Below are 23,855 nucleotides of genomic sequence, written 5' to 3' on the forward strand. Positions count from 1 at the left end.
ACATCCTCTACTACATAAAAGTAATTTAACATTTTCATGGTTATCCCTCTGTGAAACGGGGCTGGAATAAGTTCTTGTGAAACAGGATGACTGTATGAAGGGGGAAACGGCAGCGATTGTGCAGCAATTCTCTCATGCGTCACGGGTTCATACCGCATATTGATAGAGGCAACGATGAAAGAAACCACTTTAGCGCCGGCAGCGGCGCTATCAAACAAGAGCGGCCCTGCCTTCGCGGCAGTTGTCACCGCCCTGTTTCTGGCCGCAGTGGACAGCACGATAGTCAGTACCGTTTTGCCGACCATCAGCGGGCAGTTGGGTCATCCAACGCTCTATCCATGGGTGATGTCCGCCTTTTTATTGCCGGTAGCCCTGTTTGCGCCTTTGGCAGGCGCATGCGGCGACAAGCTGGGCGTTTCCGTCACGCTTAAAGCGTGCCTGCTGTTGTTTCTGGCCGCCTCCGTGCTGGCTGCGCTGAGCCCAACCATGCCGCTATTGATCCTGGCACGAGCGCTACAGGGCATCGGCGCGGGCGGCATTATTGTACTTTCTTACGCCCTGTTGGCGGCGCTATTTGATGCCAGCAGACGCGGAAAAATGCAGGGGATGCTGAGCGGCGTGTGGGGGTTGGCCGCGGTAGCGGGACCGCTGCTCGGCAGCCTGCTTTCCGCCACGCTCGGCTGGCGCGCTATTTTTTGGCTCAATATCCCCGTGGGTCTGGTAGCCCTGCTACTGCTGTTTATGACCCCCGGCGTAAGCAAGGGTGCCGCTAAAGCGCCACTGGATGGCTGGGCGCAGCTGGCCTTGATTATATTCACCTGCAGCCTACTGCTGTTGGTTTCTGGTTCGATGGCATTGCCGGGAATAACAGGAATGCTGGGCGCAGCGCTGGCGCTGGCATTACTGATGTTGATCGCGCGCGTGCGTCAGCGGCCAGCCAGCAGCCCGGTGCCTTTACCCTTTTTTAATCATCGTGACCTGTTTGCCGTCATGATGCTGGTGCTGCTTTCCAGCGCCGGACTTTATGCCTCGGTAACGCTGCTGCCGCTAGCAATGAATCATCATGCTGGCGCAGGGATATCAACGGGCCTGCTGATTATGCTGGCCGCGCTGGGATGGGTAGCAGGCGCTGCCTTTTGCGGCGGCAAACTGGCAATCATCGGCTATCGACGAATGGCCTTTTACGGCATGCTGTTGTTAACCTTCGGTGCCCTGCTGATGATTCCAGCCATAGGAAGATTAAACACGTTGCCGATGGCGCTGGCGCTGTTGCTTATCGGGCTGGGAATGGGCTTAACCGCTACCACGACGCTGGTGCTGGCACAGAACGCGGCGCCGGCGGAACAGTTGGGAACCTGGACCGCAACCGTACAATTTTTGCGGAATCTGGGAGCGGCGCTGGGCGTCAACGTGCTGGCGACGGTGCAACTGCAGCTTAGCGGCGTTTACGCTTTCCAGATTTGCTTTATTATTCTTGGGGTAACTATGCTGGTAGGGTTGCTTTTTACCCGTTTTTTACCCCGCGCTTATCCGGCCAGATAAGCATGACAGGCAACAGATGAAATCAGCAACCTTAGACTATGATGCTCTGGTAATAGAGCGTGTTCTGGAACATATTGCGGTGGAGGAGAATGTTCCCCACCGTCATCCGCTCGGTCAGTTTGTACTGGTAAAACGTGGCGTTCTGCATGGTCACACACCCGATCAGCATTGGTTGATGAAACCGGGCATGGCGGTATGGATACCGCCCGATACCATGCACTGGGGGCAGGCTTATAATCGCGTTGATCTGACGGTACTGTATATTGCTCCGGCACTGTGCCATTCCTTTACATCCCATCTAAAGCTGTTTGACGCTTCTTTTTTGATTTCAGCTCTGTGTGAGCGGCTGGCTGACAGCAGCATGCCGCTTTCTGAAAAGCGTCGTAATAGCATGTTGCAGATGTTGTTTGAAGAGATCGAAGAAAAACCCGACAGTAATCTGACGCTGCCTTTGCCGCAAGATGCGCGGCTGAAGAAGGTGACCGATAGCTTGATAGCCGATCCCACTCAGCGTCTGGGTCTGGCCGAGTGGGGAAAACGCGTCGGCGCGACGGAGCGTACTCTGGCCCGCTTATTTCGTAAAGAGACAGGCCTGCGTTATACGGAATGGTGTAATCGTCTGTTGTTGGCCGTAGCGTGGCAGGGGCTGGCAAATGGTGCCTCAAACGATCGCCTGTCGTTAATGCTGGGATTTTCATCCAGCGATTCATTTGGCCACTGGTTTCGGCGCGTAGCCAATACCTGCCCAGGCAAGGTGCGCAAACAATTACAGTCCCACTTTTTATACAAGTCTGATAAATAAATTCTGTCTGTCTTAATCAGTAAAATGGTTTTTTTGAACATTCCTGGGTGCCCTTAGACTCCAGTAAATTATGGCTTATTGCTGTTATTACTGGAGGAAAAAGAGTTGAGTTATGACGTTATCAAACTGGTTCATGCCCTGGCTGCCGTAGCGGCAACCGGACCATTGCTTTTCGCCCCGTGGATGTCTGCGCATTTGAAGCGCGGTCAGCCCCAAAATCAGGCCATTTTGCTTCGCGGGTTGGATGCTACCGACAGATATTACAATATTGCCGGTTGGGTATTAATGCTGAGCGGAACGGTGATGTTTTGGCTGCTGGATTGGCACCGTGTTTTTCAACTGTGGTTTTTACTTAGCGTAGCGATTTTTGTGCTGGACTCCCTGGCGGAGAAGCGTTTGCGCGATCCGGCTAATGATGCGCTGGCGACATTGCAGCCTGGAGATGAGGGCTGGCAGGCGTCTGTTTCTCGTCTGCATAAGGCGGTAATTACACAGATGGTTTGCACCGCGCTGATTCTGGTGGTGATGCTAATGCACAGCCAGTTGCAGATTAATCTGCTGACCCTTTCCCCTTTTGCCCGGCTTTTTAGCTGAGGGAACACGTATCAAACAGGCGGCTCAGCAGCATGGAGAGCGGCGAGCAGACGACTCAACCCCGATCCGCCACCGCCAGCCTTTTCGGCAGCGGATTAAACAATGCATTCAGTAGCACAGAAACCAGGCAGGCAGCGCTAATACCGGAGTGCAGAAGCGTCTGCACCCAGCCCGGAAAACGATCGTAAAAGCCCGGCATCACCACCGGAATCGTGCCGAAAGCGATGGCGGTGGCGACAATCACTAAATTCATATTATCCTTATAATCCACCTTCGCCAGCGTGCGGATCCCGCTGGCGGCAACCGTACCAAACAACACCACGCCTGCCCCGCCCAACACCGGCATCGGAATGGCCGCAATCACTCTGCCCAGCACCGGCAGCAAACCGAGCAAAATCAAAATCACGCCGCCCGCCGCTACCACAAACCGGCTCTTGATACCGGTCATTGCCACCAGCCCGATATTCTGGGCAAAGGCGCTCTGCGGAAACGAATTAAACAGCGGCGACAGCGCGCTGGTTAACATATCGGCCCGCAAACCGCGCGCGATACGCTTCTCATCAACCGGCGTCCCGACAATCTCCCCTATCGCCACCAGCCCGGCGGTGGTTTCCGTCAGCAATACCAGCACAATCAACACCATCGATAAGATGGCCGCCAAATCAAACTGCGGCAGACCAAAACTCAACACGCCCGGCAGCGCGAACAGATCTCCGCTCATTACTCTGGAAAAATCCGCCTTGCCCACCGCCGCTGCCAGTAGCGTACCCAGCGCCATCGCCACCAGCACCGCCAGACGCTTTAGCCCGCCACGCGCCACCTTGCTTAACAGCAAAACCAATGCCAGCGTCAGCGCCGCCAGCCCTATATTCTGCGGCGAACCCCAGTCCGGCGCTTTTGTATTGCCACCCATCGCCCAGCGTGCCGCTACCGGCATCAGCGACAGACCAATTACCGTGATTACCGTGCCGGTCACCAGCGGGGGAAAAAAGCGGATCACATGCGCGAAAAAGGGCGCGATCAACAGCCCGAACAGCGCCGAACCGATAATCGCACCGGCAACCACCGGTAACCCACCAGAGCCGGAAGCGATCCCCACCAGCGTGGAAACGCTGGCAAAAGAGACGCCCTGCACCAGCGGCAGACGCGCGCCGAAACCAGGTAATCCCAGCGACTGCAACAGTGTTGCCACGCCGCTAACAAACAGCGCGGCAGTAATCAGCAGGCCGATATCCGTTGCTGAAAGCCCGGCAGCGCTGCCGATAATCAACGGCGGCGCAATAATCCCGCCGTACATCGTTAACACATGCTGCATTCCCCAGGCGAAAGTCTTACCCAGCGGATAACGCACATCTTCAGGCCTGACGCGATTCTCATTCATCGTGACACCTTTTGCAGTTGCGGACCGGCACATCACCGGAGAGGAAGGAAATCAACGCGACCGCTCAGCTACCGCGATAGGTTGACCAGGACCAGGGGGAAATCAGAAAAGGCAAATGATAGTGACTGCCCGCCTGAGCGATAACAAAATCGATCTGCGCACTGACATACAGCGCATCACGCCCGCTACCGGCAAAATAGTCGCCAATCTCTGCCGTCAGGCGATAGTGACCAGGCGTAAGCGGTTCAGCCGACAAGCTTTTGATGCGGCCATCGGCATCGGTTTTTGCCGCTGTTAACGTCAGCCATCCTTCCGTACTGCACTGTTCCAGCGTCACGCTAACTGCCGCTGCCGGAGTACCCAGCGCGGTATCAAGAATATGGGTGGATATGGCACTCATATAATGCTCTCCTGTAAACGCAACAGCGTAATTTCATGCAGCTGGCCTAACGCTTCCTCCAGCTCCTGCGCTGGCGTATTCGCCAGACGCCGCCGCAGTTCAGCCAGCATCTCCTGGCCGCTGCGGCCTTTAGCACGAATCAAAAACAGATGGCCAAAGCGCTGCTCATAATCCTGATTGGCAATGCGCAGCGCCTGCCTGAGCTCAGCGTCTTCGCCAACCGCAGCCTGCTCCTGCCGCGATAACGCCGCCTCTTTATGCTCTCCACAGGCACGCTCGCCAATGCGCGGATGCGCCGCCAGCGCCTGCACAAAATCCGCTTCTCCCCACTCTTGCGCCAGCAGACGCGCCTGCTGACAGAGCGCCCCCAGCGAGGCATAAGGACGCGCCGCAACCATCGCCTGCTGCCAGCGTTTAATCGCCACGCAATGGGCCAGCACAGCCTGCGCCTGCTCAGGAGGAAGTTGATTAAAACCGGCAAGCTTCATCAGACAACCTCCCGGCTCGGCATCGCCAGCGGCGTAAAACTGGCGGCGAAACGCTCTACCGTCAGCAGCGCAGCCTGTACAGCCTGAGCCACGTCCGGTTGAGTGACCGCTTCTGCCGGATGATGGCTAATACCACCGGCGCAGCGTACAAACAGCATGCCGACCGGCCAGCGCTCAGCAATAGCGATAGCGTCGTGACCGGCTCCGCTGGGGAGAGAAAGCGAACGTCCCTGCACCTGAGCTACCGCATCGCTTAACGCCCGCTGCAGCTGAGAGTCACAGCGCGTGGCGTTGATTGCATAGTATTCCGTGGAGTGAAATGTTACGCCGCGCCGCCGCGCTATCGCCTCGCCCTGCGCCAGCAGATCCACCAGCAGCGCCGTCAGTTGCGCGTCGTCAGGACCGCGAATATCCAGCGACAGCTCCACCTCGCCAGGGATCACGTTCACCGCGCCGGAGGTGCACTGTAGCGTGCCAACGGTGGCGACGCGTTGCTGTCCGTAGCGGCGGGTCATCTGTTCAATATCAACAATCCATTCGGCGGCGGCGGCCAGCGCATCTTTACGCTGTGCCATCGGCACGGTTCCGGCATGACCCGCCTCGCCCTGAAAGCGGCAGCTCAGCCGACGCGCACCGTTAATTGCTGTTACCACGCCCAGCGCCAGATCGGCCTGCTCCAGACAGGGCCCCTGCTCAATATGCAGTTCGAGATAGGCGGCGATCTCTTCTGGCGCACGTGCGGCTTTGCCAATATTGGCGATATCCAGTCCGACATCTTTCAGAGCCTGCGCAACGGTAATTGAGTTGCCGTCGGCTACGGCGGACCAGCTTTCCGGCCAGCTGCCGGTAAGCCCCCTGCTGCCCAGCAGCGTGATGCCGAAGCGGGTGCCCTCTTCATCGCCAAAGCCGACTACCTCAATCGCCAGCGACAGGCGGCGCTGCAGCTGATGCAGCCAGCTGACGATTTCAATGGCGCTCAGCACTCCCAGCATGCCGTCATAGCGCCCGGCATTGCGCACCGTATCCAGATGAGAGCCAAGCAGCAGCGCCTGTGCGCCAGGCTCTGCCCCTTCATAACGGCCACAAATGTTGCCCACCGCATCCTGCCAGACACGCATGCCTGCTGCCCGCATCCACTCGCCGACGAGCGCGTTAACCTGCAAATGTTCAGGCGACAGATAGACCCGCGTCAGACCATCCGGGCTTTCGCTGATCTGCGCCAGCGCATCGCAGCGAGCCATTACGCGGGCGGCAGCCCGCTCCGCCTCACTGAGGTTCATCGATGGATTCACAGGCGGCCCTCACGGTTATAGCAGTCCCATGCCGCCTGCAGCGCCGCGCCCTGTACGGTTTTAAATCCAAGGTGATTTAGTACCGCTTCCAGCGCGCTCAGCGTCTGCATAACGCAATCTTTACGTGCGTTATAGCCCATGGTGCCGATGCGCCAGACTTTACCGATCAGCGGGCCAAACGAGGTGCCGATTTCAATGGCGAAATCTTCCAGCATCAGTTTCCGCACCTGCTCGCCGTTGATACCCGCCGGGATCATGACCCCCAGCACATTGTTCATCTTGTGACGCACATCGCCGAACACCTCCAGTCCCATCGCCTGGATACCGGTCAGCATCGCTTCACCATGCAGCCGGTGGCGCGCAATGGTGTTATCCAGCCCTTCCTGCAGAATTAAACGGGCACATTCGCGCGCGCCAAACAGCGCAGTGGTTGCTTCGGTATGATGATTCAGCCGCTCCGGTCCCCAGTAATCCATAATCATGCCGAGGTCGAAATAGTTGGACCAGATCATCTGATCGTCGCCATCCTGATGCTCAGCGGTGCGGATGCCTTCCTCCACGCGTTTACGCCTGCGGATCACCTCTTCCATGCGCGCGCTGAGCGTGATCGGCGCAGTGCCGGAAGGGCCGCCCAGACATTTCTGCATCCCGGCGGATACCGCATCCAGTCCCCAGGCATCGCTTTCCAGCGCATTGCCGCCCAGCGAGGCGGTGGCGTCGGTGTAAAACAGCACGTCGTAGCGCCGACAAATCGCGCCCAGCTCCGCCAGCGGCTGCAGCATTGTGGTTGACGTATCGCCCTGCACCGTCAGCAGCAGACGCGGGCGCACACGCCTGATGGCATCTTCAATCTGGTCAGGCGTAAAAACTTCGCCCCACGGCACTTCAATGACATGCACTTCGGCGCGGCAGCGACGCGCAATCTCACAAAGCAGATGACCAAAGCGGCCAAACACCGGCACCAGCACCTTATCGCCGGGACGGATCGCCGACAGCAGGATCGCCTCGATACCGGCGCGCGAGGTGCCGTCAATCAGCATCGTCCAGCGGTTTTCAGTGCGGAAAACGCCGCGATAAAGCGTCATCACTTCATTCATGTAATGCGTCATCGCCGGATCGTACTGCCCAATCAGCTGAGTCGACATCGCACGCAGCACGCGCGGATCGGCGTTGATGGGGCCAGGTCCCATCAGCAGGCGCGGCGGCGGATTGATTTGTTCGAATTGTGAGATATCCATGCGTTGTTCCTTATCAGTTAAGTCCGCGAACCGAAGAGATAAACTGTTTCAGCTCCGCTGTCTGTGGGCTGGCAAACAGCGCTTTACTCTCGCCCTGCTCCCAGATGCGCCCCTGGTGCATAAACACCACGCGGTCGCCCACTTCGCGGGCGAAATTCATTTCATGCGTTACCAGGATCGGTGTCATCCCCTCCGCCGCCAGAGAGATTCGATGGGTAGTTGTCGATGCGATCGCCCAGACCCACTTTCTCCAGCATCTACCACGCCAGCGCGCTGCCCAACTGCGTGAACATCAATGCCGCGCCCATCATGATCATGGATACTTTTTTCATATCTGCTTTGCCCCGGAGTGAAGCGTTGCAACAAAAGATTCGTCAAAAAGCTTTTTGCAACTAATGTGCCAGGTGCAGAACAGAGGAATTAAGGAGATAAAAAGCGTAAAACGGCCCGTTTAACAGACCGTCCTCAAAAGAGCAGAGAGATAAATGGAGTGTGCTGTAAAGGCGCAAAGCACCAAACTGGTGCCCCATTAACGCTGTTCCAGCTCATCCAGCTGCTGGTAAAGATCGGCAATAGCGTGAATACGCTGACGTCCCTGCGCCAGCCCTTCATGCAGTAACGCATTGGCCAACAGATTAACCAGACTCATGGCGGCGGAATAGCTGTCAAAGGCGGAAACACTGTCAAGCGGGGTACAAAGCGGCCAGCGTGCCAGTGGAATAATCGACTGCGCCTGTGGCTCGCAAAGCAATACCACCGGCACCGCCTGCTGCTGGAGCTGTAGCAGTAAAGATTTCATAATGCGCGGACGCCGCCGGAAGGCAACGCCAATCACCAGATCGTCCGCGCTGATATCCACCAGTTCTTCACCAAGCGTTTGGCCGGGCTGCGGCAGAATATGTACCTGCGCACGCGCCTGTAACAGCTGCTGACGCAGATGCAGCGCCACCGGCCAGCCGTTGCGCATTCCGATAATAAAGATACGTTGCGCCTGTCCCAGCGCCGCAATAATCTCGCTAAAGCACTGCGGATCGATACTGTTGACCCACTGCGTCAGATTAGCGATCTCCTGTTTATAGTGACGCGACAGCAGCGTGTTGCCCTGCACCGCATCGCGATTATCGGTAAGCGGCATGCCGCTCTGGCGCAGAGTCCGCAGCTCATCGCGCATATCCTTGTATTTCTCATAGCCGAGCCGCCGGAACAGACGGCTGACGGTGGCTTTCGAGACTCCGCTCAGGCGTGCCAGCTCGGCGCTGTTATAGCTGATTAAATCGTCAAAATGGTCAAAAACAAAATCGGCAATGCGCTGCTCCTGCGGCGAAAGCTGAACGTAATGTTGCCGGAGCCGTTCATCAAGCTGCTTCATAAATTTCCCTGTAACTTTTGTTTCAGCTGAACATAGCATAAATCGATCCACTCTCTGCCCTGCCAAACCTGGAACAGCTCTTGCTTGATGTTTTTGTCTGAAGCAAATAAGGATACGCAATGATCCAAAGTAATATGGCGCCTCAGGGAATGGTGGTCACGCCGCATCATCTTGCCAGCGAAAGCGCACTGGCGGTGCTGCGCGAAGGCGGTAACGCGATCGAAGCGATGGTCGCCGCCGCCGCGACGATTGCGGTGGTCTATCCACATATGAACGGTCTGGGCGGTGACGGCTTCTGGTTGATTATGCCGCCGCAGGGCGATCCCATCGCCATTGACGCCAGCGGCGCTGCCGGTTCTCTGGCCCATCCCGACTTTTATCAGGGGCTGCCATATATTCCTCATCGTGGCCCCAAAGCGGCGCTGACCGTGGCAGGCACCGTGAGCGGCTGGTCGGAAGCGCTTACGCTTGCGCAGGAATATGACGGCGCTTCGCTGCCGCTGCCGCGCCTGTTGCGCGATGCGATTCGCTATGCCACCGACGGCATTCCGGTAACCGCCTCCCAGGCTGCGGCCACCCACGCCAAACAGCAGGAGCTGGCCTGTCAGCCCGGCTTCGCCGCCACTTTTCTGCCCGACGGTGCACCGCCGCGTCACGGTAGCCGCTTTACCCAACTGGCGCTGGCCGGGACGCTCTCAGAACTGTGTGAAAACGGGCTGGATAGCTTTTATCGCGGCCCGCTGGCGCATCGACTGGCGCAGAGCATGAAACAGCTGGAAATGCCGATCGTGCTGGAAGATTTACAGCGCCATCGGGCAAAACGCCGCAGGCCGCTGCACCTGGCCCATCAGCACGGTGATATTTACAACATGGCACCGCCAACTCAGGGGCTGGTTTCGCTGGCGATCCTCGGCATTACCGACTGCCTGAACATGGCGGAAGCCGATGAGGTGCAGACAATTCATTGTATTGTCGAGGCAACAAAACAGGCTTTTGCCCTGCGCGACCGTTATATCACTGACCCGCTGCATATGCGTGAAGAGATGCAGCAGCTGCTGGAAAGTGGTCTGCTGGCGACCCGCGCGCAACAAATCAATCCGCAGCGCGCAGCGCCCTGGGGAAGCGGACGCGGGCCTGGCGATACCGTCTGGATGGGCGTTATGGACAGCAGCGGCCTGGCGGTCTCCTTTATACAGAGTATTTATCATGAGTTTGGCAGCGGCGTAGTGCTGCCGGATACCGGCATCGTCTGGCAGAACCGTGGCGCGGCATTCAGCCTGGATCCGCACCATTTGCTGTCGCTGCTGCCCGGCAAACAGCCGTTTCATACGCTTAACCCCGCCGCTGCCCGTCTGAAAGATGGACGCGTAATGGTTTACGGTTCGATGGGCGGCGACGGCCAGCCGCAAACCCAGGCAGCGATATTTACCCGTCATGTGATTCAGGGCATGCCGCTTCAGGAGGCGGTAAGCGCGCCGCGCTGGCTGCTGGGCCGCACCTGGGGTGACGCCTCAGACACCCTGAAACTGGAGGGCCGCTTCAGCGCCGATACGCTGGCCCGGCTGGCGGCGTTGGGTCATCAAACAGATACGCTGCCCGATTTTAGCGAAGCGGTCGGTCACGCTGGCGCGATTGTACGTCATACCAACGGCATGCTGGAAGGCGCATTCGATCCGCGCAGCAACGGCAGCGCGGCAGGTTTCTGACAGGAGGAAAATGATGGCAAACGACTGGACGACTTATCTGGATCAGATGACGGCGATACTGGATATTGAGCTGGATGAGGCGCGGCGCGCCGAGCTGCTGCTGCAGTTTACCCGCATCGCACAGATGGCCGAACCGCTGATGGATTTCCCGCTGGATGATCGGCTGGACGTTGCGGGAGTGTATCAGGCATGAGATTGAGTGAACTTTCCATTACTCAACTGCAGCAGGCGCTGCGAAAGGGCGAGCTGAGTGCCCGAGAAATTGTTGAAGCAACATTAGCCGCCATTGAGCAGCAAAATCCGCGCCTTAACGCCTGGACCACGATCGTTGCCGATCGTATGCGCCAGCAGGCAGATCGCCTTGATCGTTTACGACGCGAAGACCAGCCGCTGCTGCCGCTGGCAGGCGTGCCCTGGGCGGCAAAAAACCTGTTTGACGTAGCGGGTCAGCGCACGCTGGCCGGAGCCAGCCTGTTCAGCGATCGGCCGCCTGCCGAACGCGATGCCTGGGCAGTAGACCGGCTTAGCCAGGCGGGTGCGCTGCTGAGCGGCATGCTGAATATGGATGCTTACGCCTACGGCTTTACTACCGAAAACAGCCACTACGGCGCGACGCGCAATCCTCACGATCTGCAACGTATCGCTGGCGGTTCGTCCGGCGGATCGGCGGCGGCCGTGGCGGCCGGACTGGTGCATTTTTCTCTTGGCAGCGATACCAACGGTTCAATTCGCGTGCCCGCTTCGCTGTGCGGCATTTTCGGCCTGAAGCCCACCTTTGGCCGCCTGTCGCGCCACGGCACTCATCCCTTTGTCGCCAGCCTCGATCATATCGGCCCTTTCGCGCGCAGCTGCGAAGATTTAACCCGTGTCTATGATGCCCTGCAGGGACTGGATGCGGAAGACACCTTTCAGGCAAAGGTTGCGGCTCAGCCCGCGCTGAGGCAGCTGGAGCAAGGGCTGGAAGGGCTACGCTGTGCGGTACTCGGCGGCTATTTTCAACGATTCAGCAATGACGATGCGCAGCAGGCAGTCGCCACGGCCGCGCACGCGCTGGAGGCCCACGAACTGCTGGAGCTGGAGGAGATGGATCTTGCCCGCGCTTCAGCGTTTATTATTACTGCCGCAGAGGGCGGCAATCGCTATTTACCAGCGTTACGCAACCAGCCTGAACGCTTTGAACCGCTGTCGCGCGAACGATTACTGGCAGGCGCCATGCTGCCCTCCGCCTGGTATCTGCAGGCCCAGCGCTTCCGCCGTTATTTCCAGCAAAAGGTGCTGACGCTGTTTGATGATTTTGATGTGCTGATTGCGCCTGCTACCCCCTGCAGCGCCACGCTTATCGGTCAGGAAACCATGCAGATTAATGATCAAACGCTGCCGGTGCGCGCCAGTATGGGAATATTGACGCAGCCGATCTCTTTCCTTGGCCTGCCGGTGACCACCGTACCGTTACGCACCGCCAGCGGTCTGCCGATTGGTTTACAGCTGATCGCCGCGCCTTTTCAGGAGGCAAACTGCCTGCGGGCTGCCCGCGCGCTGGAGCAGATGGGAATTACCGTGGCTACGGCAGCGCAGCAGGAAATGCCCGATGGTACGGCGGCTATGTCAGGGAGTTAATGGTATGAACAATAACGAAATTAATCTGCCAGCTGTGGTAGCGGAAGTGGCAGAAGCCTTTCAGCGCTATGAGCAGGCGCTGATTAGCAATGACATTGCGGAGCTGGATGCGCTGTTCTGGCATGACGATCGCACGGTGCGTCTGGGAGCCGGAGAGAATCTGTACGGCATTGAAGCGATTCGCGCATTTCGGGCCGCGCGCCCCAGCGCCGGTTTATATCGCCAGTTGCGCAATACGGTCATTACCACCTTTGGCACTGACTTTGCCGTCTGCAGCACCGAATTTACCCGTCCCGGCAGCGAGCGTCCTGGCCGACAGCAGCAAAGCTGGGTACGCCTGCCGCAGGGCTGGCAGATCGTTGCCGCACAGGTCAGCCTGCTGGAAGGACAATAAAAAGCCGCGGGCGCCTGATGCGCTTGCGGCAGATCAGGCAGCCGCGTCAGGCTTCCGGCACCGGATGATGTTTGATCCAGTGATCGGCAATTTGCTGGCGAGTGCAAATCCAAACCCGTTCATGCTGCTGAATATAATCCAGGAAACGGGTCAGCGCACGGAAGCGACCCGGCCTTCCCAGCAGGCGGCAGTGCATCCCTACCGACATCATTTTCGGCGCGGTTTCACCCTCTTCATACAGCACGTCAAAGCTGTCTTTCAGGTAGGTGTAAAAATGCCCGGCGGTGTTAAACCCCTGCGGCGTGGCAAAACGCATATCGTTGGTTTCCAGCGAGTAGGGAATAATCAGATGCGGTTTGACCGTGCCGTCCTGACAGGTGACGCGCGTCCAGAACGGCAAATCATCGCCGTAATTGTCGCTGTCGTAGCTGAATCCGCCCTGCTCCACCACCAGCCGGCGCGTATTTGGACTGTCGCGCCCGGTATACCAGCCGGTGGGCGCTTTACCAAACAGATCCATCAGCACATCCACCGCCTGCTGGATATGCTGACGCTCGGTTTTCGCATCCATCGACTGATAGTGGATCCAGCGCCAGCCGTGGCTGACAACATCATATTGCGCATCGGCGATTGCCTGTACTATCTCCGGATGACGCGCCAGCGCCATCGCCACGCCAAATACCGTTAGCGGCAGACCGCGCTTTTGAAATTCCTGATGAATCCGCCAGAACCCCGCGCGCGAACCATATTCATACAGCGAGTCCATCGACATATGGCGGTCAGGATAGCTGGCCGCACCGATAATATCGGATAAAAACTGCTCAGAGCCGGCATCGCCATGCAGAACGTTATTTTCTGCGCCCTCTTCATAGTTGAGCACAAACTGGACCGCAATCCGTGCTTCGCCGGGCCAGGCGGCATGCGGTGGATGACCGGCATAGCCACGCAGATCGCGCGGATAGCTTTTATTGAAGCTGTATTCTTTCTTCTCAGGGGACTGACTCATTCACTGGCTCCTTTCTTGAGCAGATGATTTCCGTTAGTTTAGGTGCTGGAAAGCACCCGTTATCTTTTTTTCACGTGGAAACGCTAAATCGCCATATTTGCTGGTGCCTAACCCCAACGACACCAGCGACTCCACCATCTTTACCGCCGCGCCCACGCCATCAATAACAGGCAGGCCTAATTCCTGCGTCAGATCGCGCGCCAGCGTCGCCATCCCGCCGCAGCCCAGCACTATCGCACCGCAGCCATCCTCACGCTGCGCCTGCAGACAGCAGCTGCGCACCTTTTCCTGCGCCAGACCGCTACTCTCTTCCAGCGCCAGGACCGGCAGATCGATCGCATGCAGCGCGGCGCAGTGATGCGTAAAGCCATACTGCCGCACCAGATGGCGGGCGATGACCAGCGTCCGCGGCAGCGTAGTGACCACGGAGAAACGTGTCGCCACCAGCGTCGCCATATGCATCGCCGCTTCAGCAATGCCAATAACCGGCCCGTTGGTCAGTTCACGCGCCGCCAGCAGGCCAGGATCGCCAAAGCAGGCGATAACGTGCCCATCGACGCCCTGCTCGCGTCCCCGCTTCACCTGCTCCAGCACGCCGAGCGCGGCGATCGCCTCATCGGCATGCCCTTCAATCGACGGCACGCCCTGCGTCGGCGAAACGGCAATAATTTCCGTTGTCGGTGCGGCCGCAGTACGGGCGGCGCGGGCAATGGTGTCGGTCATTGACTGGGTAGTGTTGGGGTTGATGACCTGTATACAGAGGGAACTCATTTTTGTGGCGCTCCTTTATGGGCAAACAGCAGAGAAAAATTGGGCAGGACGTCACCGCCGCGCTCAAAGCGCAGTGATGTAAGGATATGATCGAAATGTTGCCGCATTGCGTCCGTCAGCTGCGTTAGCTGTCTGGTACGCAAATAGTCCACCAGCCTGTGGTGGTGATCGCAGCGGCATCCCTGTTGCCAGGGCGCGCCCCAGACGGCAATCACCAGCGACGAGCGCTGCGTCAATCGCGTTACCAGCTCCGTGAGTACCTGATTGCCGGAAATCGTCTGTAGCTGAATATGAAAAGCGGCGGAAAGGCGAATCGCCGCCGATCCGTTATGCTGCCGATATGCCTGACGCTCTTTATCCAGCAGTTGCTCAAGCGCCGCCAGATGCGGCGGCTGACAGCGCGCGCTCACCGCAGGCAGATTGGCGCATTCAATCAACGAACGGGTATGGAAAATATCCCGCGCCTCTTGCGCATCGGGCGCAGCGACCTGCGCACCACGCCCGGGCGTTAACCTGATCATTTGCACTGCCGCGAGGCGCTGTAGCACTTTACGAATGCCGGTGCGGCTGATGCCAAACACTTCAGCCAGCGCCTCTTCCGGTAAGCGGCTGCCGGGCGGTAACTGATGTTCCACAATCGCGGTCAGTAACGCCTGATAGACCGGTTCATGGTTATCCGTCAGGTCTGAGGCCGTTTTCTGGCCGGTTTCATGCTTCATTACCTACTCCGTTGGCGAGGGTTGTATACAAAACCTCCTGTCCGGCGCGGCGGCCTTATATACAAGATTTAACTTTTGGCCTGAATCCTGCAGATGCTGATACACAAGGTTTCTCCGTTACCCTTTCAAAGAGGAGCAGGTTTCATGCCAAATTATTCCAGCGTTTCTCCAACGGCTCGCAGCGATGCGGAGTACAGTCCGCGCCTGACCAATGAGGATCTTGCTCCTGTCCCACAGCAGAGCTGGAGCTGGTACAACATTTTCTCTTTCTGGATGTCAGATGTGCACAGCATGGGCGGCTATGTGGTGGCGGCCAGCTTCTTTACGCTGGGGCTGGCGAGCTGGCAGGTCCTGATCTGTTTGCTGGCGGGAATTTGTATCGTACAACTGTGCGCCAATCTGGTGGCAAAACCGAGCCAGATAGCGGGCGTTCCCTATGCGGTGATCTGTCGGCAGGCATTCGGCGTGTTTGGCGCCAATATTCCTGCGGTGATCCGGGGATTGATCGCCTTCGCCTGGTATGGCATTCAAACCTGGCTGGCTTCCAATGCGCTGATGCTGGTGTTATTAAAATTCTGGCCTGCGCTCTCGCCGCTGACGCAATCTTCCTGGCTGGGGCTGTCGCTGCTCGGCTGGATCTGCTTCGGTATTATGTGGCTGCTGCAGGCGGCGGTATTCTGGCACGGCATGAACGCCATTAAGCGCTTTATTGATATTGCCGGGCCCGCCGTGTATGTGGTGATGATGGCGCTGGCCGGCTGGATTGTATACAAAACCGGCTTTGACGGGATCTCTTTTACGCTGACCAGCAAAACGCTGAGCATCAGTGAACAGAGCTGGCAAATGATCACTGCTACCGCACTTGTGGTCTCCTATTTTTCCGGCCCGCTGCTGAACTTTGGCGACTTTGCACGCTACGGAAAAAGTATGGAACATATTCGTCGCGGCAACCGCTGGGGCTTACCTTTTAACTTTCTGCTGTTTTCCGTGGTGACGGTGATTATTGTTTCCGGCACCCGCTCGCTGTTTGGCAAGATGATTACCGATCCGATTGAAACCGTCAGCCTGGTGGGAAATGACCTTGCGGTGGCTATCGGCCTGCTGACGATGATTACTGCCACTATCGGCATCAATATCGTGGCAAACTTTGTCTCGCCCGCCTTCGATTTTTCAAACTGCGCGCCACAGAAAATCACTTTCCGTGCCGGGGGCATGATTGCTGCGGTGGGATCGGTGCTGCTGACGCCCTGGAACCTGTTCCAGTCGCCAGAGCTGATTCACTATACGCTTGACGTGCTGGGGGCGTTTATTGGGCCGCTGTTTGGAATTTTGCTGGTGGATTTTTATCTGATTAAACGCGGAAAGGTGGTGGTAGACGATCTGTTTAATGCCACGCCTGCAGGACGCTACTGGTATCGCGGCGGTTGTAATCCCAAAGCGATCGCCGCCCTGCTGCCGTCGGTGGCAATCGGTGTGCTGCTCAGTTTTGTCCCTGCGCTGCATGAGATCGCCAGCTTTAGCTGGTTTATCGGCGTCGCGCTTGGCGGCGGCTGCTATCGTTGGCTGGCGCGGGAAGATCGGGAAGAAGCGGCGGCAACGCCTTATGTGGCACAGGTTGTCATGCAGAAAGAGTAAAAAAGCAAAAGGCCGATTCATTGCTGAATCGGCCTTTCTGAATAGTTGGCGGTGCGGACGGGACTCGAACCCGCGACCCCCGGCGTGACAGGCCGGTATTCTAACCGACTGAACTACCGCACCGCGCTGTGTTCCCCGTCGGGAACGAGGCGCATATTAAGGGGAGTGCGCGTAGCCGTCAACGATTTTTCTTACCGCGGCGTTCGTTTGCCTGCTTTTTCATCTAACTGGCTTTTTTTAGCGCAAAATAAAGCATTTATGCGCGCCAGAGACAGCTCCCGCCTTTTTTCATTACTAAATCCAGGCGCTGTTCATGCGCCATGACCTCTTCATCGCTGGCAGCCACCACGCGCAGCCCGGACGTTCGTGCCACACGCTGAATATACTCACCGCCACCGTCATCCTGCTGCTGTTCGCCATCCAGGGAGAATGCCAGCGATGTCTGCCCGCCGGTCATGGTCAGGAACACTTCCGCCAGAATTTCGGCATCGAGCAATGCCCCGTGCAGGGTTCGCTTGCTGTTATCGATCTCATAACGCGAGCAGAGCGCATCGAGGCTGTTACGTTTGCCCGGGAATAGCTTACGCGCCATCAGCAGGCTATCGGTAATTTGACAGAAGGTTTCCGTTTTACCGATGCCCCGGTTCAGCTTGCTGAATTCATAATCCATAAAGCCGATATCGAACGACGCGTTATGAATCACCAATTCCGCGCCGCGGATGTAATCCAGAAACTCGTCCGCTATTTCGCCGAAGGTCGGTTTATCCATCAAAAATTCATCGGCAATACCGTGAACGCCGAATGCTTCCGGATCCACCAGCCGATCCGGCTTCAGGTACATATGAAAATTGTTGCCGGTCAGACGGCGGTTGATGATCTCTACCGCACCGATTTCAATGATGCGATGGCCCTCGTAATGAACCCCCACCATATTCATACCGGTGGTTTCTGTATCGAGAACGATCTGGCGTGTAATTGCTGTGCTCATAAGGCTCGTTTATGTCAGACTTGGCGTTTTATCAGGAGGAAGTCTACCAGAGATGCGCAAACAGGTAGAAATTTTCACCGATGGCTCTTGCCTCGGTAATCCCGGCCCTGGCGGCTATGGCGCTATTTTACGCTATCGCCAGCATGAAAAAACCTTTAGCGCCGGTTTTTATCGCACCACCAATAATCGCATGGAAATGATGGCGGCAATCGTTGCGCTGGAAGCGCTGACCCAGCCCTGTGAAATCACGCTCAGCACCGATAGTCAGTATTTGCGTCAGGGCATCACCAGCTGGATCCATAACTGGAAAAAGCGTGGCTGGAAGACGGCAGATAAAAAGCCGGTTAAGAATGTCGATTTATGGCAGCGGCTTGATGCGGCGCTCAGCCATCATCAAATTAACTGGGAGTGGGTTAAAGGTCACGCTGGCCATCCGGAGAATGAGCGCTGCGATGAACTGGCGCGCTCCGCAGCGGCCAATCCATCGTTTGAAGATATCGGTTATCAGCCGGAATCCTGATCGTCCAGCGAATGCAGCTGGCGCGTGGCGTTAACCGTCGCGCGTAACTTTACTTTGCTGGCCAGCTTTCTGGCTGGCGTCATGATGAGCGGCAGCGTGCGTTTGCGGGCCACCATGATATTCAGACAGCCCAGCGCTGGCACGTGTCGGCTCATCATCAGTCCGCCCTGGCGATTCCAGGGCACCACCTGAAAACTGCTGCGGTAGACGACCTCATAGTTCAGCAGGCTTAGCCAGTCGAGCAGCCGCATCTGGCTGAACATGCGCCCGCTCCAGGGTGGACGACGGTGCAGACCTGGGATCAGCTTGCCTACTCCCAGCAGGCTTAGCGGATTAAAACCGGTGATCACTATCCAGCCATCATCAATCAATACGCGGTCGACTTCACGCAGAATGCGGTGCGGATCCTGACTCCAGCTTAACGTATGCGCCAGCAAACAGGCATCAATCGATTTTGCCTCAAACGGTAAATGCATCGGATCGGCAATCACCTGCACTTCCTGTCCCTGATCCCCTACGCTAACCTGATGCGAAATAGCGCAGGCCTGCGTATCAATCTCTACGCTCAGGTTGCCGATTTTTAACAGATGAAAGCCATACAGTTTGCCAAGGCAGGGCTGTAAATGTTGGGTTAACGCATCGCGGAACGACTCTCCCCACGGCATATCACGCCATGAATGCGGTGCGGTCAGAATTTGACGTGTTTTAGCTGGCTTCATGTTCTACCATCAGTGTTCCTTCACGACGTGCGAGAGGTGTGTATGAATCTTAACAGTATCCCAGCATTTCAGGATAACTACATCTGGACATTAACTGATAACCAGGGTCAATGCCTGATTGTCGATCCAGGCGAAGCGGCGCCGGTGCTGGCTGCTATTGAGCAGCAGCAATGGACACCGGTGGCTATTCTGCTTACACATCACCACCAAGACCATGTTGGCGGCGTAAAAGAACTGTTAACAAAATGGCCAAATCTTGTGGTGTATGGGCCGCAGGAGACACAAGATAAAGGGGCTACGCAAGTCGTTTATGAAGGCGATACCCTGCCTGTTTTAGGCTGCGAATTTAGAGTAATTTTTACGCCTGGCCACACTTTAGGACATATCTCATATTACAGCGAACCTTATCTTTTCTGTGGCGATACGATGTTTTCCGGCGGTTGTGGACGCCTTTTTGAAGGTACGCCAGAACAGATGTATGAATCATTTCAAAAGCTTGCTGAATTACCTGATGAGACGCTGGTTTGCTGTGCTCATGAGTACACACTCTCTAACTTAAAATTTGCTAACGCTACGCTGCCGCAAGATATGGAGATAAATCGCTATTATCAGAAAATTAAGGAATTACGCGCCAAAAATAGCAGTACTTTGCCCACAAAACTGGGGCTCGAACGGCAAATAAATTTATTTTTACGTACGCAAGACACTGATTTACAAAGCGCCCTCGGCTTCAAAGTCCCACCTCAGCACGCATGGGACGTTTTTGCCCTGCTACGTCAAAAGAAGGATGATTTTTGATTTTTCTGGTTGTGTTGTTGGTCGCCAGCACGTATCATTGCTCGTCTTTTAAGCAACCATTGACACATACATGAAGACTAGAGCGATTATCCTTCTCGCCTCGGTCTTGCTGATGGGATGCCAGGCATCGCGACATGATGCCAACATTCCTGAACAGCATGCCCAGAGTCTGTCTTCAGCTGGTCAAGATGAGAATGAAAAATTTACAGATCGCATGTTATCCCCGCGTTGGCAGGATGATGGAACGGCCCTTACTCAGGACCAGGATTTGTGGAATTACATTCGCGACGGGCTGAAGATGGAGGTTCCGGAAAACCCCCGGATCCGAGAGCAGAAACAAAAGTATTTAAGAAACAAGAGCTATCTCCACGATGTGACTTTACGGGCAGAGCCGTATATGTACTGGATAGTCGAGCAGATTAAGCAACGTAAGATGCCGATGGAACTGGTACTACTACCCATAGTGGAGAGCGCTTTTAACCCCCACGCCACATCTGCTGCAAATGCCGCAGGCATCTGGCAGATTGTGCCGAGTACGGGGCGGAATTACGGTTTAAAACAAAATCAGTGGTATGACGGCCGACGCGATATTGTCGCATCGACCCGAGCGGTTTTAGATATGATGGAACGTCTGAACGGGATGTTCGACGGAGACTGGTTGTTGACCATCGCTGCTTATAACAGCGGCGAAGGGCGTGTGCTGAAAGCGATTAAACAAAATAAAGCGCGCGGCAAACCAACCGATTTCTGGCATCTTTCTCTACCGCGTGAGACCACGCTATACGTGCCTAAAATGCTGGCGTTGCAGGATATCCTGAAAAACAACAAACGTTATGGCGTACGCTTACCGGCACCGAATGAAAGTCGGGCGCTGGCGCGTGTTGAAGTAGGTCAGCAGATAGAACTGACGCAGGCGGCAGAAATGGCCGGCTTATCAGTGACCAAGCTGAAAAACTACAACACCGGCTATAAACGCGGCGCTACTGCGCCTAACGGACCGCACTATATTATGGTCCCGAAAGCGAATGTCGCCAAGTTACGTAATTCGCTGGCTTCTGGCGATATTGCAGCGGTTCAGCCAACGCGTTTGGCCGCAGCGAGCAGCCGCAGTTATAAGGTACGTAATGGTGACACGCTGTCAGGCATAGCCAGCCGGATGGGCGTTTCAGTAAAAGAGTTACAGCGCACCAATAACTTGCGCGGTAACAAGATTAAACCGGGACAGACGCTCACCTTTGTCAGTGGCGTGACAGGAAGTGAACTGGCCGATAACGGCAACAGCATCACCTATAAGGTTCGTAAGGGTGATTCTCTTGCCAGTATTGCACGTCGACATGGTGTAAATATCAAAGACGTCAAGCGCTGGAACAGCGTGCTGAGTGACAGTAGTGCGATTCAGCCGGGTGATAAAATTACCCTGTTCGTTAAAAACAACGCGACGCCAGACAGTTAAACTTCCTGCACAGGATAGCTGTTAAAAAAGCCGATCTTTCGATCGGCTTTTTTTATGGTGTCTCAGAGCCTGAAGAGGCAAATTCAACCAGCAGTGGATTGTGATCGGATGCGCGCGTTACCAGTACTGAGGCTTCCGTCACCTGTAGCTCGCGATAGAAAACAAAGTCCAGTGGACGCCCAAAGGCCTTACGCCGATGATCGTCAGTGAAGCGTACTTCCCGTAACCCCATATCCCGCGCAAAGCGATACAGGGCATTCATGCGCTGTCGACTCCATGCATTAAAGTCACCGGCCATGATAACCGGCCCGTTATGATGCGCTAACTGTTCGCCGATAGGTCCCAGCTGTTTGCTGTAAACATCAATGCCAAGACTGAAATTAACCGCATGGATATTTACGACCATTAGCATTCTGCCATCCGGCAGAGGATAAGCCGTTATTAATGCCGATTTCGCTAACCGCAGCAGCGGCTCGCGCTCGCGCAGTGGACAGCAATAAACCGGATGCGCCGCCGCCAGCGTCATGACTCCTGAGGGATGCTGGGGCAGAACAAAGGCAGGCACCTGATCGGCTGCCAGATAATTTGAAGTGGCGAAACGTACCAGTTCTGGCGTGGTTTGCGCTTCCTGCAATAATACCAGCTGCGCATCCTTGCCAAACGTTTGTAACACCGACAGCCAGTCAGCTCGCTGCTGCTTGAATATATTCCATACCAGTACGCGTAGCGTTACTCCTGGGGTGATTGGCGCGCCTGGCGGAAGCGCTTGCCCTACAGGCAGCATAGCACTGGGCGGAAAGATTCTTTCCGCTGGCTGGCCAGCTACATACCTCATGGCATAGGTTTTTTTCCGCACAATACCGCCCATTTCTGAAAAATGTCTGTCACTGAGTTACTGCTTTCAGTTATAGGGGCTTCAGCAGAGAGTTTCAATCAAAGCTGCTGAATTTACCTTTCGGACAAGCAAGCAAATGTTACGATAGCAACAAACTCAGCATATCCGCGATCCGTCCCACAGTGGGAATCAATATATTTACGACAGGAGCAGATGTGAAAGCGTCTTCAGAAGAGCTAAAAATTTTTGTTGCCGTAGTGGAAAGCGGTAGCTTTAGTCGGGCAGCAAAGCAGCTCGAACTGGCTCCTTCTGCGGTGAGTCGTGCAGTAAAAAAGCTGGAGGCGAAGCTGGGAGTGGAGCTACTGACGCGCACAACACGGCAAATCAATCTGACGCAGGAAGGTGAAGGCTATTTCCGTAAAGTGCAAAAACTTTTGCAGGAGATGGCAGCGGCGGAAAATGAGCTAATGGAAAGCCGTCAGGTACCGCGTGGACTGCTGCGTGTGGATGCGGCGACGCCGGTGGTTTTACACTTGTTGACGCCAATGGTCGAGCCTTTCCGTCAACGCTATCCAGAGGTAACCTTATCTCTGCTCTCCTCTGAAACCTTCATCAACCTGATTGAACGCAAGGTGGATGTCGCCATTCGCGCCGGTAATCTAACCGATTCCAGCCTGCGCGCGCGGCCCTTGTTTAGCAGCTATCGTAAACTGGTCGCCTCCCCTGCCTATCTTGCGCGTAATGACATCCCGATAAAGGTGGATGAACTTGCGTTACACAGTTGTCTGGGATTTATCGAAACGCCCGCTCTTAATCGCTGGCCTGTCGCTCAGCCAGATGGCGAGCTCTATACGATCCAGCCAACGATCTCGGCTAATAGCGGTGAGACCCTGAAGCAGCTTTGCCTTGCCGGCAACGGCATTGCCTGCCTGTCTGACTATATGATCAATAAAGAACTTGAGACAGGCAGCCTGGTTGAGGTGTTAGCGGAGAAGCGCTTACCGGTTGCCATGCCATTTAATGCGGTATATTACAGCGATCGTGCCGTTAATAATCGTGTCCGGGCATTCATCGATTTCCTGAGCGAATGGATTAACATTCATAACGTGTAATAAATTGCCCGCGCCGTCAGTTATGTTAAAGCGCTGGCATGTTCAGTTGCCGGGATATTTGCTGAGCTGAGCGGTGGCTGGCTCAGCTTTTGTCACGCGAAGCAGGGTTTGAGCATTGCCTGATAGCGGAATAAGGGGGCGATTTTCTGGAAACGAAAAAGCAAAAAGCCCTGACATTACTGTCAGGGCTATTGCTAATAGAGTGGCGGTGCGGACGGGACTCGAACCCGCGACCCCCGGCGTGACAGGCCGGTATTCTAACCGACTGAACTACCGCACCACCGAATACTGCATTACCAGCGGGGTCTCGCTGATAACCGGTGTTACCTTTTCAGGTATTACCTTAATTTGATGCCTGGCAGTTCCCTACTCTCGCATGGGGAGGCCCCACACTACCATCGGCGCTGCGGCGTTTCACTTCTGAGTTCGGCATGGGGTCAGGTGGGACCACCGCGCTCTCGCCGCCAGGCAAATTC

Annotated in this window: 24 protein-coding genes, 2 tRNA genes, 1 rRNA gene and 1 pseudogene; 12 read left to right on the forward strand and 16 right to left on the reverse strand. The window is 56.1% G+C overall.

Annotation, left to right across the window (positions count from 1 at the left end; translation table 11 throughout):
• Nucleotides 1-174: 174 nt before the first annotated feature.
• The 3 genes from ACQE32_RS10495 to ACQE32_RS10505 all read left to right on the forward strand — a co-directional run bounded on the left by ACQE32_RS10495 (nt 175) and on the right by ACQE32_RS10505 (nt 2,938).
• The gene (locus ACQE32_RS10495) at nt 175-1,542 is read left to right on the forward strand and encodes an MFS transporter (RefSeq protein WP_427021726.1); all 1,368 of its coding nucleotides are present in this window, start codon (nt 175-177) and stop codon (nt 1,540-1,542) included.
• 16 nt (nt 1,543-1,558) lie between these two features.
• Nucleotides 1,559-2,344 carry an AraC family transcriptional regulator gene (locus ACQE32_RS10500; RefSeq protein WP_426974727.1) on the forward strand — a complete coding sequence of 262 codons (786 nt, stop codon included), beginning with the start codon at nt 1,559-1,561 and terminating at the stop codon, nt 2,342-2,344.
• 105 nt (nt 2,345-2,449) lie between these two features.
• Complete coding sequence (locus ACQE32_RS10505; RefSeq protein WP_426974728.1) at nt 2,450-2,938, forward strand: hypothetical protein; 489 nt, start codon at nt 2,450-2,452, stop codon at nt 2,936-2,938.
• A 55-nt stretch (nt 2,939-2,993) separates the two neighbouring features.
• Here the strand turns inward: ACQE32_RS10505 and ACQE32_RS10510 are convergent, their stop codons facing one another.
• The 7 genes and pseudogenes from ACQE32_RS10510 to hpxU all read right to left on the reverse strand — a co-directional run bounded on the left by ACQE32_RS10510 (nt 2,994) and on the right by hpxU (nt 9,106).
• Complete coding sequence (locus ACQE32_RS10510) at nt 2,994-4,319, reverse strand: nucleobase:cation symporter-2 family protein (protein WP_427021727.1); 1,326 nt, start codon at nt 4,317-4,319, stop codon at nt 2,994-2,996.
• A gap of 64 nt (nt 4,320-4,383) precedes the next feature.
• Nucleotides 4,384-4,719 carry a hydroxyisourate hydrolase gene (gene uraH, locus ACQE32_RS10515; RefSeq protein ID WP_426974730.1) on the reverse strand — a complete coding sequence of 112 codons (336 nt, stop codon included), beginning with the start codon at nt 4,717-4,719 and terminating at the stop codon, nt 4,384-4,386.
• On the reverse strand, nt 4,716-5,207 hold the full coding sequence (gene uraD, locus ACQE32_RS10520) for a 2-oxo-4-hydroxy-4-carboxy-5-ureidoimidazoline decarboxylase (RefSeq protein ID WP_427021728.1): 492 nt from the start codon (nt 5,205-5,207) through the stop codon (nt 4,716-4,718). Before uraD ends, uraH begins: the two co-directional genes overlap by 4 nt.
• Nucleotides 5,207-6,487 (reverse strand): allantoate amidohydrolase, encoded by a 1,281-nt coding sequence (gene hpxK / locus ACQE32_RS10525; protein ID WP_427021766.1) that lies wholly within the window; start codon nt 6,485-6,487, stop codon nt 5,207-5,209. Before hpxK ends, uraD begins: the two co-directional genes overlap by 1 nt.
• Nucleotides 6,488-6,495: 8 nt before the next feature.
• On the reverse strand, nt 6,496-7,737 hold the full coding sequence (locus ACQE32_RS10530) for a pyridoxal-phosphate-dependent aminotransferase family protein (RefSeq protein ID WP_250651922.1): 1,242 nt from the start codon (nt 7,735-7,737) through the stop codon (nt 6,496-6,498).
• Nucleotides 7,738-7,750: 13 nt separating this feature from the next.
• Nucleotides 7,751-7,994 (reverse strand): annotated as a pseudogene (locus ACQE32_RS10535) (amino acid ABC transporter ATP-binding protein); the annotation flags it as partial.
• Nucleotides 7,995-8,266: 272 nt separating this feature from the next.
• Entirely contained in the window at nt 8,267-9,106 is an 840-nt protein-coding gene (hpxU, locus tag ACQE32_RS10540) for a MurR/RpiR family transcriptional regulator HpxU (RefSeq protein ID WP_427021729.1), read from the reverse strand.
• 119 nt (nt 9,107-9,225) lie between these two features.
• On the opposite strand from hpxU, the gene ACQE32_RS10545 reads away from it, so the two are divergent.
• The 4 genes from ACQE32_RS10545 to hpxZ are packed head-to-tail and all read left to right on the forward strand — an operon-like array spanning nt 9,226 to nt 12,823.
• Nucleotides 9,226-10,812 carry a gamma-glutamyltransferase family protein gene (locus tag ACQE32_RS10545; RefSeq protein ID WP_427021730.1) on the forward strand — a complete coding sequence of 529 codons (1,587 nt, stop codon included), beginning with the start codon at nt 9,226-9,228 and terminating at the stop codon, nt 10,810-10,812.
• Between the two features lie 10 nt (nt 10,813-10,822).
• Nucleotides 10,823-11,005 carry an oxalurate catabolism protein HpxX gene (gene hpxX, locus ACQE32_RS10550; protein WP_427021731.1) on the forward strand — a complete coding sequence of 61 codons (183 nt, stop codon included), beginning with the start codon at nt 10,823-10,825 and terminating at the stop codon, nt 11,003-11,005.
• Nucleotides 11,002-12,429, forward strand: coding sequence for an AtzE family amidohydrolase (locus ACQE32_RS10555; protein ID WP_427021732.1), 1,428 nt, complete (start codon nt 11,002-11,004; stop codon nt 12,427-12,429). Before hpxX ends, ACQE32_RS10555 begins: the two co-directional genes overlap by 4 nt.
• 4 nt (nt 12,430-12,433) lie before the next feature.
• A complete protein-coding gene (hpxZ, locus tag ACQE32_RS10560; RefSeq protein WP_427021733.1) occupies nt 12,434-12,823 on the forward strand; it encodes an oxalurate catabolism protein HpxZ in 390 nt (129 codons plus the stop codon).
• A 46-nt stretch (nt 12,824-12,869) separates the two neighbouring features.
• Here hpxZ and puuE read toward each other — a convergent pair whose 3' ends face one another.
• The 3 genes from puuE to ACQE32_RS10575 are packed head-to-tail and all read right to left on the reverse strand — an operon-like array spanning nt 12,870 to nt 15,319.
• A complete protein-coding gene (puuE, locus tag ACQE32_RS10565) occupies nt 12,870-13,829 on the reverse strand; it encodes an allantoinase PuuE (protein ID WP_427021734.1) in 960 nt (319 codons plus the stop codon).
• Nucleotides 13,830-13,862: 33 nt separating this feature from the next.
• Complete coding sequence (locus tag ACQE32_RS10570) at nt 13,863-14,600, reverse strand: aspartate/glutamate racemase family protein (protein WP_426974737.1); 738 nt, start codon at nt 14,598-14,600, stop codon at nt 13,863-13,865.
• A complete protein-coding gene (locus ACQE32_RS10575; RefSeq protein WP_427021735.1) occupies nt 14,597-15,319 on the reverse strand; it encodes a GntR family transcriptional regulator in 723 nt (240 codons plus the stop codon). The genes ACQE32_RS10570 and ACQE32_RS10575 overlap by 4 nt, the downstream gene beginning before the upstream one ends.
• 144 nt (nt 15,320-15,463) lie before the next feature.
• On the opposite strand from ACQE32_RS10575, the gene ACQE32_RS10580 reads away from it, so the two are divergent.
• On the forward strand, nt 15,464-16,954 hold the full coding sequence (locus tag ACQE32_RS10580; protein WP_426982256.1) for an NCS1 family nucleobase:cation symporter-1: 1,491 nt from the start codon (nt 15,464-15,466) through the stop codon (nt 16,952-16,954).
• Between the two features lie 46 nt (nt 16,955-17,000).
• Here ACQE32_RS10580 and ACQE32_RS10585 read toward each other — a convergent pair.
• Together ACQE32_RS10585 and dnaQ are read right to left on the reverse strand one after the other, a co-directional pair.
• Nucleotides 17,001-17,077 (reverse strand) — tRNA-Asp (locus ACQE32_RS10585).
• A gap of 133 nt (nt 17,078-17,210) precedes the next feature.
• Nucleotides 17,211-17,942, reverse strand: a complete 732-nt coding sequence (gene dnaQ, locus ACQE32_RS10590; RefSeq protein ID WP_426974740.1) for a DNA polymerase III subunit epsilon — start codon at nt 17,940-17,942, stop codon at nt 17,211-17,213.
• Here dnaQ and rnhA point away from each other — a divergent pair.
• Nucleotides 17,896-18,462, forward strand: coding sequence for a ribonuclease HI (rnhA, locus tag ACQE32_RS10595; RefSeq protein WP_250651911.1), 567 nt, complete (start codon nt 17,896-17,898; stop codon nt 18,460-18,462). The two genes, dnaQ and rnhA, sit on opposite strands and share 47 nt — an antisense overlap.
• Here rnhA and ACQE32_RS10600 read toward each other — a convergent pair.
• Nucleotides 18,447-19,181 (reverse strand): class I SAM-dependent methyltransferase, encoded by a 735-nt coding sequence (locus tag ACQE32_RS10600; protein ID WP_426982258.1) that lies wholly within the window; start codon nt 19,179-19,181, stop codon nt 18,447-18,449. The two genes, rnhA and ACQE32_RS10600, sit on opposite strands and share 16 nt — an antisense overlap.
• Nucleotides 19,182-19,223: 42 nt before the next feature.
• Here ACQE32_RS10600 and gloB point away from each other — a divergent pair, with 42 nt between their 5' ends.
• Together gloB and mltD are read left to right on the forward strand one after the other, a co-directional pair.
• Complete coding sequence (gloB, locus tag ACQE32_RS10605; RefSeq protein WP_250651909.1) at nt 19,224-19,979, forward strand: hydroxyacylglutathione hydrolase; 756 nt, start codon at nt 19,224-19,226, stop codon at nt 19,977-19,979.
• 70 nt (nt 19,980-20,049) lie between these two features.
• Entirely contained in the window at nt 20,050-21,432 is a 1,383-nt protein-coding gene (mltD, locus tag ACQE32_RS10610) for a murein transglycosylase D (RefSeq protein WP_427021736.1), read from the forward strand.
• A 52-nt stretch (nt 21,433-21,484) separates the two neighbouring features.
• Here the strand turns inward: mltD and ACQE32_RS10615 are convergent, their stop codons facing one another.
• The gene (locus tag ACQE32_RS10615) at nt 21,485-22,288 is read right to left on the reverse strand and encodes an endonuclease/exonuclease/phosphatase family protein (protein WP_085067889.1); all 804 of its coding nucleotides are present in this window, start codon (nt 22,286-22,288) and stop codon (nt 21,485-21,487) included.
• A 194-nt stretch (nt 22,289-22,482) separates the two neighbouring features.
• Here ACQE32_RS10615 and yafC point away from each other — a divergent pair, with 194 nt between their 5' ends.
• Entirely contained in the window at nt 22,483-23,379 is an 897-nt protein-coding gene (gene yafC, locus ACQE32_RS10620) for a DNA-binding transcriptional regulator YafC (protein ID WP_427021737.1), read from the forward strand.
• Between the two features lie 203 nt (nt 23,380-23,582).
• On the opposite strand, the gene ACQE32_RS10625 is transcribed toward yafC, so the two are convergent.
• Nucleotides 23,583-23,659: transfer RNA gene (locus ACQE32_RS10625), tRNA-Asp, on the reverse strand.
• Between the two features lie 73 nt (nt 23,660-23,732).
• Nucleotides 23,733-23,848 (reverse strand): 5S ribosomal RNA (gene rrf, locus ACQE32_RS10630).
• Nucleotides 23,849-23,855: the final 7 nt, after the last annotated feature.

The organism is Pantoea sp. FN0302 (assembly GCF_050113775.1).
In the GTDB taxonomy this organism is placed as follows: domain Bacteria; phylum Pseudomonadota; class Gammaproteobacteria; order Enterobacterales; family Enterobacteriaceae; genus Mixta; species Mixta alhagi.